The organism is Kitasatospora sp. NPDC058965, from assembly GCF_042741245.1.
In the GTDB taxonomy this organism is placed as follows: domain Bacteria; phylum Actinomycetota; class Actinomycetes; order Streptomycetales; family Streptomycetaceae; genus Kitasatospora.
Window position 1 is genome coordinate 1 of record NZ_JBHYKG010000260.1, and the last position, 12441, is coordinate 12441.

Sequence of the window (12441 nt, forward strand, 5' to 3'; positions counted from 1 at the left end):
GCCACGGCCGCCGGGCGCTGCGGCCCGCCCCCCGGCAGCCCGGTCAGCAGCAGCGCCAGCGCGGCCACCGCGGTGACCGAGCCGGCCACCGCGGCCGCGGTGCGCCGGCGCCTGGTCCGGCGCCCGGCGCGGGTCGCGTCGCCCACCAAATCGCCCAGCGGCGGCGCCGGGAGCACCGCGAGCTCCGCGCCCAGGTCCGCGCCCAGCCGGGCCCGGAACCGCTCGCCCGTGAACGCGTCCTGCTCCGCACCGTCGGTCATCGCCACCGGGTCCTTCCGGTCCGGCCCGCACCGCAGCGGGCCCTCGAACCCCAGGACGTGTCGGGGCCCCGGTCCGGTCGCACCCCGGACCGGGGAATTTCCGCGGCGGCCCGGCCGGCTCAGTCCCCGGCCGGGCGCAGGGTCAGCGAGATGCTGTTGATGCAGTACCGCTGGTCCGTCGGGGTGCCGTACCCCTCGCCCTCGAAGACGTGGCCCAGGTGTCCGCCGCAGCGCGCGCAGCGGACCTCGACCCGGCGCATGCCCATCGAGTCGTCCTCGATGTACTCCACCCGGTCGCCGGCCAGCGGCGCGTAGTACGAGGGCCAGCCGCAGTGGCTGTCGAACTTGGTCTCCGAGCTGAACAGCTCGGCCCCGCAGGCCCGGCAGGCGTACACCCCGACCGTCTTGGTGTCGGTGTACTCACCGGTGAACGGGCGCTCGGTGCCGGCCTCGCGCAGCACGTGGTACTCGGCCGGGCTGAGCTGCTCGCGCCACTCGGCGTCGGTCTTGTCGATCTCGTACGTCATCGTCCCTGCTCCTCGCGGCCCAGTTCCTTCAGGATGGCCGGGCCGAGGTTGGTCACGTCCCCGGCCCCCATGGTGAGAACCAGATCGCCGGGCTTGGCCATCCCGGCCAGCAGCGCGGGGGCGGCGGCGAACTCGTGCTCGGCGGTGACGTCGGCACCGGCGGCCCGGGCGGCGGCGATGATCAGCTCGCTGGTGACGCCGGGGATCGGGTCCTCGCGGGCCGGGTAGATGTCCAGCACCACCGAGGCGTCGGCGAGCGCCAGCGCCCGGCCCATCTCCTCGGACAGCTGCTGGGTGCGGCTGAACAGGTGCGGCTGGAAGAGCACCAGCACCCGGCCCTGGGCCACCTCGCGGATCGCCTCCAGGTCGGCGGCCATCTCGGTCGGGTGGTGCGCGTAGGTGTCGATCACCTGCACCCCGGCGGCCTCGCCCTTCAGCTGCAGGCGGCGGCGCACCCCGGTGTAGGAGCCGAGTGCCTCGGCCAGCTCCTCGGCCGGCACGCCCAGCGCGATGCCGGCGGCCAGCGCGGCCACCGCGTTGTGCGCGTAGTGGCGGCCGGGGACCGAGACGACGAAGCTCAGCTCGGCGCCCTCCAGCTCCACGGTGACCTCGCTGGTCATCCCGCGCGGCACCACCGAGAGCACCCGCACGGTGGCGTCCTCGGCCGCGCCGACGGTCACCACGCTGAGGTCCTCGCGGCCGACCACCCGTGCGGTCAGCTCGCGGGCGCCCGGGTGGTCGGCCGAGACCACCAGGGTGCCGCCGGGCTGGATCCGCCGCACGAAGGTCTCGAAGGAGTCGTGGATCTCGTCCAGCGAGGCGTAGTTGGCGTGGTGGTCCAGCTCCACGTTGAGGATGATCGCCACCTCGGGGGCGTACTTGTGGAAGCTGCGGTCGCTCTCGTCCGCCTCGGCCACGAAGATCTCGCCGGTGCCGTGGTGCGCGTTGGAGCCGGGCGCGTCCAGGTCGCCGCCGATCGCGTAGGACGGGTCCAGGCCGAGGGTGGCGAGCGAGACCGCCAGCATGCTGGTGGTGGTGGTCTTGCCGTGGGTGCCGGCCACCGCCAGGGCCCGGCGCCCGCCCATCAGCGCGGCCAGCGCGTCCGAGCGGTGCACCACCGGGATGCCGCGGTCGCGGGCGGCGGCCAGCTCCGGGTTGTCGGCCCGGATCGCGCTGGAGACCACGATGCTGCTGGCCCCGTCCGGCACGTTCTCGGCCGCGTGGCCGACCTGCACGGCCGCGCCCAGCTCGCGCAGCGCCAGCACGGTCTCGGACTCCTTGGAGTCGCTCCCGGAGACCTTGGCACCGCGCACCGTCAGGATCTTCGCGAGGCCCGACATGCCGGCGCCGCCGATGCCGATGAAGTGCGGGGCATGCAGGTCGTGGGCGGCGTCGTTCAAGGGTGTGCTCCGTAGTGAGTGGCGGAATCGTCCTCGCGAGCTGGGTCCCCCGGCCGCGGGGGCCGGGGGCGGGGTTCCCCGGCCGCGGCCGGGGACCTGCCCGCAAGGACGATTCTGCACCACCGGCGGTGGGCGCGGTCGCGCGCTCAGGCCTCGCTGGCGAACAGCTTCAGCACCGGGACCCCCACCTTGTGCCGGGCCTGCGAGGCCCAGTCCCGGTGGAAGAACTCCTCCACGAAGTGCGGTGCGGTCAGCACCAGCACCTCGTCCGCGCCGGTCTCCTCGACCACCGCGCGCAGGCCGTCCAGCGGGTGGTCCTCGACCACCTTGCCGACCGCCTCGGCCCCCGCCGCCCGCAGGTGGCGCAGGCTGTGCTGGAGCGACTCCTCGGCCACCTGCTCGCTCCCCGGCTCGGTCCGTTCGTGGACGGCCCGGTCCAGGTGTCCGAGCGCCACGTCGTCCAGTGCGCGCAGCAGTTCGTCGGTCTTGCCGCGGGGTTGCATCAGGACGACGAAGGAGACCTTCTCCTCGCCGTGCAGCGTGGTGACCAGCTCCACGTCGGCGTCCGAGAGCGGCTTCTCGATCATCAGTACGGTCTTGAACACAAGAGTCCCTTCCGTGTTGCTGGCCCCCGGGGCCCGGTGTCCCTTCTCATAGTGCCCGGCGGAAGCTTTCCTCACGCGGCGCACACGGCACACGGGCCCCGTGGGGGTGATCACTGACCGGGTTCGGGATTGTCCGGACGGCAGTAGCGGGTAAAGATGAAACCTTTCTGCTCGATCAAGGAGACCAACCGCATCGGCCGGGCGATCGGCAGGTCCGGGCCGTGCATGATCCGCGGTGCGTCACCGGCGGTGAGCAGCGGGGCGAGCGAGAGGCAGAGCTCGTCCAGCAGACCGGCGCCGGCCAGCCCCGCCAACAGCCTGGGACCGCCCTCGGTCAGCTGCCGGGTCCAGCCGCGGGCGGTCAGCGCCCGCTGCGCGGCCACCAGGTCGACGGAGCCGCGCCCGGCCGTCACCAGGTCGGCCACCCCGGCCACCGCCGCCCGCGCCGCGGCCGGCGCGTCCTCGGTGGTGATCACCACGGTGCGCACCAGCGGCTCGGTGAACAGCGGGGCGGACAGGTCGAGCTCCAGGCTGCGGCTGACCACGGCGATCGCCGCGGCGGGCGCCTGCCCGGCCGCCGCGCGGGCCGCGGCGAACTCGGCGCGGGCCCGGGCCGGCCGGTACCCCTCGGCGCGGACCGTCTCGGCCCCCACCAGCACCACGTCGCACAGCGCCCGCAGCACCCCGAAGATCCGCTTGTCCGCCGCGCTCGACAGGCCCTCGGAGAGGCCGTCCAACCGGGCCGCCCCGTCCAGCGAGGAGACCATGTTGGCGCGCAGCCACGGGCGGCCCAAGTTCACCTGCTCGGGGTACGCGTAGACCCGGGCCAGCCCGGACAGGTCGGCCGGGTCAAGCTCTTCGGGGTGTGACGCAGGGATCAGTCGGTGCATGTCTGGCAGTGTTCCACGGCGCGTACCCTTTACTACCGTGCCCGCAGCCCCACACCCCGATGCGATAGCAACCGCGACCGCCGCCCCGCCGGTCGCACCGGTCTCGCTGGTCGAGCGCCGACCGGTGGTCCCGGCCGAGCGACTGGTGGCCGAGATGGTGCCGCCGCCGCGGTTCGCCGGGGTGAGCTTCGGCTCGTACCTGCCCGACCCCACCCAGCCCAGCCAGGCCCAGGCGGTCACGGTGCTGGAGGAGTTCGCCGCGGGACTGAACGCCGCCGAGGCGCCGAAGCGCGGCTGGTTCCGCCGCTCCGCCCCGGCCCCCACCGGCCCGGCCGGGGTCTACCTGGACGGCGGCTACGGCGTCGGCAAGACCCACCTGCTCGCCTCGCTCTGGCACGCCGCCCCCGGGCCGAAGGCCTTCGGCACCTTCGTGGAGCTGACCAACCTGGTCGGTGCGCTCGGCTTCCAGCAGGCGGTGCAGACCCTGTCGGGGCACAAGCTGCTCTGCATCGACGAGTTCGAGCTGGACGACCCGGGCGACACGGTGCTGGTCTCCACCCTGCTGTCGCGGTTGGTCGAGGCCGGGGTCAAGCTGGCCGCCACCTCCAACACGCTGCCGGAGAAGCTGGGCGAGGGCCGGTTCGCGGCCACCGACTTCATGCGCGAGATCCAGGGCCTGTCGGCACACTTCAAGCCGGTGCGGATCGACGGCCAGGACTACCGCCACCGCGGCCTGCCGGACGCCCCGCCGCCCTACACCGACGGGGAGGTCGCCGCCCGGGCCGCCGCCGCCCCGCGGGCCGCGCTGGACGACTTCCCGGCGCTGCTGCAGCACCTCTCGGCGGTCCACCCCAGCCGCTACGGCGCGCTGCTGGACGACGTGCACGCGGTCTTCCTGCGCGGGGTCTGCGCGGTGGACGACCAGTCCACGGCGCTGCGCCTGGTGGTGCTGGCCGACCGGATGTACGACCGGGAGCTGCCGATCACCGCCTCCGGCATCCCGTTCGACCAGGTCTTCTCCGCCGAGATGCTCAAGGGCGGCTACCGCAAGAAGTACCTGCGGGCGGTCTCCCGCCTGGTCGCCCTGGCCCGGGACAGCGCGAAGGCCTGAACCGCCGTTAGGCAGGCATGAGCCCCGTGTTACGCGGGCTCCCTAGGGTGACGGTCGTCCACCGACGGACGACCGTCACCCTTCCCCCTGCTGGAGCTCCTTGATGTCCCGCGCCACCCGCCGACCCGGCCCGGCCACGGCAGTGCTGCTACTGCTGGTCGCCGCGCTGCTCGGCGCCGTCCCGACCGCCGCCCGGGCGGCGGTCCCGACCGCCCCCGCCGCCGTGGCCGCCCCGGCGGCCCGGTCCGCCTCCGTCCCCGCCGCCACCGCTGCCCGGCCCGCAGGCGTCACCGTCACCGGGATCGACCTGCACGACGGCCAGATCCAGAAGTTCGGCTCGACGTACTACCTGTACGGCACGATGTACAAGTGCGGCTACACCTGGTGGCAGCCCAACACGCCCTGGTGCGGTTTCGGGGTCTCGACGGCGCCGAGCATGAGCGGGCCGTGGTCCGCGCCCCAGCTGCTCTTCTCGCCGACCGCGGCCGACCCGTACAACCCGGGCAACAGCTACCAGTCGGTCTGCGGCGGCGTCAGCGGCTACACCTCGGGGTGCTTCTCGCCGCGGATGGTGCAGCGGTCGGGCTGGGGCGCCAACGACGGCGTCTTCGTGCTCTGGTTCAACGCCCCCGCCTACATGGACCTGCCGGCCCCGAACAAGGCCTCGCACGCCTACATGACGATGGGGTGCAACGGTCCCGCGGGCCCGTGCGGCGCCTCGGCCGGCGCGCCCTACGGCACCACCTACCGCCCGGTGCTGCACCAGTGCGACGGGGCCAACGGCGACGCGGGCCTCACCGCCGACTCCGAGAACGGCTCGATCGCCCTGGTCTGCACGAAGCAGGAGAACTCGCTCTCCATCGAGCAGCTCGACAAGTGGGGCACCAACGGCACCGGCAACGGCGCGAACTACCTGGCCGGGGTCACCGCGATCGAGGCGACCGGCACCTACCGCGACGCCGCCACCGGCACCTGGGTGATGACCTACGCGGACAAGAACTGCGGGTACTGCACCGGCACCGGCGCCGGCTACGCCACCGCGCCGAGCATGCTCGGCCCGTGGACCGCGCCCGCCAACCTGGGGGTCGGCCAGCCGGCCAACGGCCGCCGCGCGTTCTCGGCCAACTCCTGCGGCGGGCAGGTCGACACGGTCACCGAGATCGACGGCCAGGCCTGGCAGAAGATCGACCTGTGGACCGGCTCCAACGCGGAGCCGAACGCCGGCCTGCGGTTCGAGCCGCTGGTCTACACCCCCACCACCAACACGGCCGGAGACGGGACCGTCTGGCGCACCGCCCTCGCACCGTTCACCTGCACCGACGCACCCGACCCGGTCACCCCGCCGGCGCCGGTCACGGTCAGCGGGGTCGACCTGCACGACGGCCAGATCCAGAAGTTCGGCTCGACGTACTACCTCTACGGCACGATGTACGGCTGCGGCTACACCTGGCTGCAGAACCCCACCACCTGGTGCGGTTTCGGGGTCTCGACGGCGCCGAGCATGAGCGGGCCGTGGTCCGCGCCGCAGCCGCTCTTCTCGCCGACCGCGGCCGACCCGTACAACCCGGGCAACAGCTACCAGGGGGTCTGCGCGCACACCGGCTCCGGCTGCTTCTCGCCGCGGATGGTGCAGCGCTCGGGCTGGGGCGCCAACGACGGCGTCTTCGTGCTCTGGTTCAACGCCCCCGGCTACAAGAACCTGCCGGCCCCGAACACCGCCACCCACGGCTACATGACGATGGGGTGCAACGGCCCCGCCGGTCCGTGCGGCGCCTCGGCCGGCGCGCCCTACGGCACCACCCACCGCCCGAACCTGCACCAGTGCGACGGCGCCAACGGCGACGCGGGCCTGACCACCTCGCCGGAGAACAACGCGATCGCGCTGGTCTGCCCGCAGGCCGGCACCGCCTCGATCGCCCTGGAGCAGCTGACCTACTGGGGCACCGACGGCACCGGCACCGGCGTGACCGGCCTGGCGGGCCTGAGCAGCGTGGAGTCCACCGGCACCTACCGGGACCCGGCCACCGGGACCTGGGTGATGACCTACGCGGACAAGAACTGCGGCTTCTGCTCCGGGACCGGCACCGGCTACGCGACCGCGCCGAGCATGCTCGGCCCGTGGACCGCGCCCGCCAACCTCGGCGTGGGCCAGCCCGCGAACGGCCGCCGGCTGATCACCGCGACCAGCTGCGGCGGCAAGCCCGACACCGTCTCGGTGATCGACGGCCAGGCCTGGCAGAAGATCAACCTGTGGACCGGGTCGACCGCGCCGGCCGGATCGAACCTGCACTTCGAGCCGCTGGACTACGTGCCGGGCACCGGCACCCCCGGCGACGGCAAGCTCTGGCGCCCGCCGTTCGTGCCCTTCTCCTGCACCTGACCCGGTGCGGACGACCGGGCCGAACCCGGCCTGAATGTCGGTGGTGGGTCGTACGGTGGACCCGTGCGACCCATCACGAGCATTGAGCGGACCAGGACGCCCTTCGAGGTCGTCAGCCCCTACCAGCCCAACGGCGACCAGCCCGCGGCCATCGCCGAGCTGGAGCGCCGCATCCGCGCGGGCGAGAAGGACGTCGTCCTGCTGGGCGCCACCGGCACCGGCAAGTCGGCCACCACCGCCTGGATGATCGAGAAGCTCCAGCGGCCCACCCTGGTGATGGCGCCGAACAAGACCCTGGCCGCCCAGCTGGCGAACGAGTTCCGCGAGCTGCTGCCGAACAACGCGGTCGAGTACTTCGTCTCGTACTACGACTACTACCAGCCCGAGGCCTACGTCCCGCAGACGGACACCTACATCGAGAAGGACTCCTCGATCAACGAGGAGGTCGAGCGGCTGCGCCACTCGGCGACCAACTCGCTGCTCACCCGGCGGGACGTGGTGGTGGTCGCCTCGGTGTCCTGCATCTACGGCCTGGGCACCCCGCAGGAGTACGTGGACCGGATGGTCCGGTTGAAGGTCGGCGAGGAGGTCGACCGGGACGCACTGCTGCGCCGCTTCGTCGACATCCAGTACACCCGCAACGACCTCGCGTTCACCCGCGGCACCTTCCGGGTGCGCGGCGACACGGTCGAGATCTTCCCGGTCTACGAGGAACTCGCGGTCCGGATCGAGATGTTCGGCGACGAGATCGAGGCGCTGTACACCCTGCACCCGCTCACCGGCGAGATCATCAGCCAGGACGACTCGGTCTACGTCTTCCCCGCCTCGCACTACGTGGCCGGACCGGAGCGGATGGAGCGGGCGGTCACCGGCATCGAGGCCGAGCTCGCCGAGCGGCTGGCCACCCTGGAGAAGCAGGGCAAGCTGCTGGAGGCCCAGCGGCTGCGGATGCGCACCGGCTACGACATCGAGATGCTCCGTCAGATCGGCACCTGCTCCGGCGTGGAGAACTACTCGATGCACTTCGACGGCCGCGAGCCCGGCTCCCCGCCGAACACCCTGCTGGACTACTTCCCGGAGGACTTCCTCCTGGTCGTCGACGAGTCCCACGTGACGGTCCCGCAGATCGGCGCGATGTACGAGGGCGACGCCTCGCGCAAGCGCACCCTGGTGGACCACGGCTTCCGGCTGCCGTCCGCACTGGACAACCGCCCGCTGAAGTGGGAGGAGTTCCTGGAGCGGATCGGCCAGACCGTGTACCTCTCCGCCACCCCGGGGCCGTACGAGCTGTCCCGCGGCGACGGGCAGGTGGAGCAGATCATCCGCCCCACCGGTCTGATCGACCCCGAGGTGATCGTCAAGCCCACCGAGGGCCAGATCGACGACCTGGTGCACGAGATCCGGGCCCGGGTGGAGAAGGACGAGCGGGTGCTGGTCACCACGCTCACCAAGAAGATGTCCGAGGACCTCACCGACTACCTGCTCGGCCTGGACATCCGGGTCCGCTACCTGCACAGCGACATCGACACCCTGCGCCGGGTGGAGCTGCTGCGCGAGCTGCGGGCCGGCAAGTACGACGTGCTGGTCGGCATCAACCTGCTCCGCGAGGGCCTGGACCTGCCCGAGGTCTCGCTGGTGGCGATCCTGGACGCGGACAAGGAGGGCTTCCTGCGCTCCGGCACCTCGCTGATCCAGACCATCGGCCGCGCGGCGCGCAACGTCTCCGGCCAGGTGCACATGTACGCCGACCGGATCACCCCGTCGATGGAGAAGGCCATCGACGAGACCAACCGGCGCCGCGAGGTCCAGCAGGCCTACAACCAGAAGCACGGCATCGACCCGCAGCCGCTGCGCAAGAAGATCGGCGACATCCTGGACACCCTGGCCCGCGAGGAGGTGGACACCGAGGAGCTGATGTCCACCGGCTACCGGGACGCGGGCAAGGCCAAGGGCCGGGCCCCGGTGCCCGCCCTGGGCGCCGAGAAGAAGGACGCCAAGAGCCTGCCGGCCGCCGAGCTGGCCCAGCTGATCCAGGACATGACCGAGCGGATGCACAACGCCGCGGCCTCGCTCCAGTTCGAGCTGGCCGCCCGGCTGCGCGACGAGGTCAAGGAGCTGAAGAAGGAGCTGCGCCAGATGCGCGAGGCCGGCATCGGTTGACCTCGGACAACGCGGCCCGGTGTGGGGAGGGCCCCTGGCCCGGGGCCCGGCCGGGGGCCTAGGGTGAGTCCGGCGCACATTGGAGGGGGCCGCACCGTGTCGGTGAGTCTGAACAAGGGTCAGCAGGTCCGCCTGCGCAGGCCGACCGGAGAGTCCCTGAGCCTGGTCCGGATGGGCCTGGGCTGGCGGGCCGTGCCCAAGCGCGGGCTGTTCGGCCTCAAGGCCCGCCAGGTCGACCTGGACGCCTCGGCGCTGCTCTACGCCGAGCACGTCCCCAGCGACGTGGTCTTCTTCCAGCACCTGGTGAGCAACGACGGCTCGATCCGGCACACCGGGGACAACCTGGTGGGCGGCAGCGGCCCGGGCGGCGACGACGAGTCGATCATGGTCGACCTGACCCGGATCCCGGAGCGGATCACCCAGGTGGTCTTCACGGTGAGCTCCTACACCGGCCAGAACTTCGCCGAGGTGGAGAACGCGCACTGCCGCCTGGTGGACCAGGTCAGCGGCCAGGAGCTGGCCCGCTACGAGCTGGCCGGCGGCGGCGCGCACACCGGCCAGATCATGGCGAAGGTGTACCGCGAGCCGGACGGCGGCTGGGGCATGCAGGCGATCGGGGCCCCGGCCCGGGCCCGGACCTTCCAGGACCTGCTGCCCGCCATCGAGCCGTTCCTCTAGGCCGTCGGGGCCGCCGGAGCAGCCGTGCCGCCCGCCGTCCTTTACCTTCTCTTGGGAATGGCTGGTACGCTTCCAGGTAACGGAGGGGAGTATTCCCCGCGGCGTCTCCCGTCATCACGGCGACCGATCCTGCTGGTCGCCCGGGTTCGCCGGTCCGCGTCGCGCGGGCGGAAGAGACCTCCGGCATCGATCCATGCCGGAGGAGCATTTCCATGGACGTCTCCCTCGCCCTGTGGGCGGGCACCATCGGGGTCCTGGTCGCCCTGATCGCCGTCGACTTCTTCATCGGCGGCCGCAAGCCGCACGAGGTCTCGCTCAAGGAGGCCGGTGCCTGGACCGCGGTCTGGGTGGTGCTGGCGATCGCCTTCGGCGGCTTCCTGTGGTGGCAGTTCGGCGGGGCCAAGGCGGGGGAGTTCTTCGCCGGCTACGTCACCGAGAAGTCGTTGAGCGTCGACAACCTCTTCGTCTTCGTGCTGATCATGGCCAAGTTCGCGGTGCCCAAGGTGCAGCAGCAGCGGGTGCTGATGGTCGGCGTGCTGATCGCGCTGGTGCTGCGGGCGGTCTTCATCGCCGGCGGCGCGGCCCTGGTGGCCAGCTTCTCCTGGATCTTCTACCTGTTCGGCGCGTTCCTGGTGTGGACCGCCTGGAAGCTGGTCAAGGAGGCCCGCAGCGGCCACCAGGAGAGCGAGTTCGAGGAGAACGCGCTGCTGCGCGCGGTGCGGCGGCGGTTCCCGGCCATCTCCACGATGACCGTGGTGATGCTGGCGATCGGCCTGACCGACCTGCTCTTCGCGCTGGACTCGATCCCGGCGATCTTCGGCCTGACCCAGGACCCGTACATCGTCTTCACCGCCAACGCCTTCGCGCTGATGGGTCTGCGCCAGCTGTACTTCCTGCTCGGCGGGCTGCTGCAGCGCCTGGTGCACCTGAGCTACGGGCTCTCGGTGATCCTGGGCTTCATCGGGCTCAAGCTGGTGCTGCACGCCCTGCACGAGAGCGGGGTGCCGGTGCCGGAGATCAGCACCCCGCTCTCGCTGGGCGTCATCGTGGTGGTCCTCGCGGTCACCACGGTCAGCAGCCTGTGGGCCTCCCGCCGGGCCGCGGCGGCCGAACTGCCGGGCTGAGCGCCGTCACTCGCCCGAGCCGGCCACGGTCACCGCGGTGCCGCTGACCGAACCCTTGACGGTGGTGGTCACGTTGCCGAACCCGGTCCAGTGGCCGCCGCTGTCCCGCACGGTGTGGAAGACGGTGCCGCCGCTGGTCAGCACGGCCAGCTGGAGGACCTGGGTGCCGGTGATCGCGCCGGTGCCCGCGGCGCCCACCCCGGTGATCTGGCCGGGGTTGCCGGCCGCCGCCTCGACGTTGCCGAAGACGGTCCAGTTGCCGGTGGCGTTGCGGATCGCGTGGTAGACCCCGGTGCCGTTGTTAGCGCTGACCACCACCTGGAGCTGGCCGTTGACCCCCGCGACCGCGACGTGCTCGGCGGTGCCCGGGTTGCTGGAGTTGGCGAAGACGTCGCCCCAGCTGCCGAAGGCGCCGCCGGTGGTGCTGCGCAGCGCGTGCCAGAGCTTGCCGCCGGCCACGGCGACCAGCTGGAGGTCGGTGCCGTTGGTGGTCGCGGCGGCCAGGCCGGTGACGGTGCCGATGCCGTTCAGCTGGAAGCTCAGGTCGCTCCAGCCGGTCCAGCTGCCGTCGGCGTGCCGGACGATCTCGTACAGGCCGCCGTTGCCGGCGATGCCGAACAGGTGGAACTCGCCGCCGACCACCACCGAGGCGGCCAGCGTGACCACCGGGGTGGTGGCGGGGGTGTTGCCCGAGTGCACGATCGGGATCTCGGCCGGGATCGGCGCGGTGGTGCCGGTCGGCGAGGTCCAGGTCGCGGTGGAGTGGTCGTAGACCAGGAACTGGATCTGGTCGGCGAACCGGGAGGCCAGCAGGGTGTGCCCGTTGCCGTCCTCGGCCTGGGTCAGGGTCTCGGTGGCGCCCGGGTTGTAGTACATGTCCGGGACGGCGTCCCAGTCGCTCCAGGTGCCGTCGGGGTGCCGCTCGGTGTGGTACGGCTGCCCGTAGTTGCCCGTGTTGATGGTGAGCTGGAAGTCGTTGGGCGCCGCGACGACGCCGATCGGGCCGACGCCGATCGGGCCGCCGGTCAGGGCGTCGGCCGGGACGGTGCCCAGGGCCAGTGCGGCGGCGGCCGCGGTGCCGACGGTCACGCGCAGCGCGGCGCGGGTCAGGCGAGCAGACATGATGTGGATCCCCCTGTGCGTTCAGACGCGGAAAGTGGGGCGGCAGCGAACCAGTGTGACTGGTGTGGCGCCGGCCCCTGGGGGACCTTAACCGGTTGTGATCTTCATCGGACAGTCAGTTTCGGCCAAAGTCGCGGGGGCGGCGGCGGGCCCGTGGCGGGGGGGGCCCCGCCGGGTGTGAACC

The 12441-nt window shown here is 72.2% G+C and carries 10 protein-coding genes and 1 pseudogene; 5 read left to right on the forward strand and 6 right to left on the reverse strand.

Annotation, left to right across the window (positions count from 1 at the left end):
• The 5 genes and pseudogenes from ACFW1A_RS30935 to ACFW1A_RS30955 all read right to left on the reverse strand — a co-directional run.
• Positions 1-260 (reverse strand): annotated as a pseudogene (locus ACFW1A_RS30935) (hypothetical protein); the annotation flags it as partial.
• A gap of 119 nt (positions 261-379) precedes the next feature.
• Positions 380-787: a peptide-methionine (R)-S-oxide reductase MsrB gene (msrB, locus tag ACFW1A_RS30940; protein ID WP_380414608.1), complete on the reverse strand. Its 408-nt coding sequence runs from the start codon at positions 785-787 to the stop codon at positions 380-382.
• A complete protein-coding gene (gene murC, locus ACFW1A_RS30945; RefSeq protein WP_380414631.1) occupies positions 784-2166 on the reverse strand; it encodes a UDP-N-acetylmuramate--L-alanine ligase in 1383 nt (460 codons plus the stop codon). Before murC ends, msrB begins: the two co-directional genes overlap by 4 nt.
• A gap of 167 nt (positions 2167-2333) precedes the next feature.
• Positions 2334-2774, reverse strand: a complete 441-nt coding sequence (locus ACFW1A_RS30950; protein WP_380414633.1) for an indole-3-glycerol phosphate synthase — start codon at positions 2772-2774, stop codon at positions 2334-2336.
• A 128-nt stretch (positions 2775-2902) separates the two neighbouring features.
• A complete protein-coding gene (locus ACFW1A_RS30955) occupies positions 2903-3682 on the reverse strand; it encodes a dihydrofolate reductase family protein (RefSeq protein ID WP_380414610.1) in 780 nt (259 codons plus the stop codon).
• On the opposite strand from ACFW1A_RS30955, the gene zapE reads away from it, so the two are divergent.
• The 5 genes from zapE to ACFW1A_RS30980 all read left to right on the forward strand — a co-directional run bounded on the left by zapE (position 3681) and on the right by ACFW1A_RS30980 (position 11135).
• Positions 3681-4793, forward strand: a complete 1113-nt coding sequence (zapE, locus tag ACFW1A_RS30960; protein WP_380414613.1) for a cell division protein ZapE — start codon at positions 3681-3683, stop codon at positions 4791-4793. The genes ACFW1A_RS30955 and zapE overlap by 2 nt on opposite strands.
• A 103-nt stretch (positions 4794-4896) precedes the next feature.
• The gene (locus ACFW1A_RS30965; protein ID WP_380414617.1) at positions 4897-7173 is read left to right on the forward strand and encodes a hypothetical protein; all 2277 of its coding nucleotides are present in this window, start codon (positions 4897-4899) and stop codon (positions 7171-7173) included.
• Between the two features lie 63 nt (positions 7174-7236).
• On the forward strand, positions 7237-9333 hold the full coding sequence (gene uvrB / locus ACFW1A_RS30970) for an excinuclease ABC subunit UvrB (protein WP_380414622.1): 2097 nt from the start codon (positions 7237-7239) through the stop codon (positions 9331-9333).
• 96 nt (positions 9334-9429) lie between these two features.
• Positions 9430-10011, forward strand: coding sequence for a TerD family protein (locus ACFW1A_RS30975; protein ID WP_380414625.1), 582 nt, complete (start codon positions 9430-9432; stop codon positions 10009-10011).
• A 212-nt stretch (positions 10012-10223) separates the two neighbouring features.
• Positions 10224-11135, forward strand: coding sequence for a TerC family protein (locus ACFW1A_RS30980; protein ID WP_380414627.1), 912 nt, complete (start codon positions 10224-10226; stop codon positions 11133-11135).
• Positions 11136-11141: 6 nt separating this feature from the next.
• Here the strand turns inward: ACFW1A_RS30980 and ACFW1A_RS30985 are convergent, their stop codons facing one another.
• The gene (locus ACFW1A_RS30985; RefSeq protein ID WP_380414629.1) at positions 11142-12257 is read right to left on the reverse strand and encodes a hypothetical protein; all 1116 of its coding nucleotides are present in this window, start codon (positions 12255-12257) and stop codon (positions 11142-11144) included.
• Between the last annotated feature and the right edge of the window lie 184 nt (positions 12258-12441).

What these genes read in the sequence shown, in the direction of transcription:
- msrB (WP_380414608.1), bottom strand. Translation starts at nt 787, where the DNA reads ATGACGTACGAGATCGACAAGACCGACGCCGAGTGGCGCGAGCAGCTC.
- ACFW1A_RS30950 (WP_380414633.1), bottom strand. Translation starts at nt 2,774, where the DNA reads ATGATCGAGAAGCCGCTCTCGGACGCCGACGTGGAGCTGGTCACCACG.
- zapE (WP_380414613.1), top strand. Translation starts at nt 3,681, where the DNA reads ATGTCTGGCAGTGTTCCACGGCGCGTACCCTTTACTACCGTGCCCGCA.
- ACFW1A_RS30955 (WP_380414610.1), bottom strand. Translation starts at nt 3,682, where the DNA reads ATGCACCGACTGATCCCTGCGTCACACCCCGAAGAGCTTGACCCGGCC.
- ACFW1A_RS30965 (WP_380414617.1), top strand. Translation starts at nt 4,897, where the DNA reads ATGTCCCGCGCCACCCGCCGACCCGGCCCGGCCACGGCAGTGCTGCTA.
- ACFW1A_RS30980 (WP_380414627.1), top strand. Translation starts at nt 10,224, where the DNA reads ATGGACGTCTCCCTCGCCCTGTGGGCGGGCACCATCGGGGTCCTGGTC.
- ACFW1A_RS30985 (WP_380414629.1), bottom strand. Translation starts at nt 12,257, where the DNA reads ATGTCTGCTCGCCTGACCCGCGCCGCGCTGCGCGTGACCGTCGGCACC.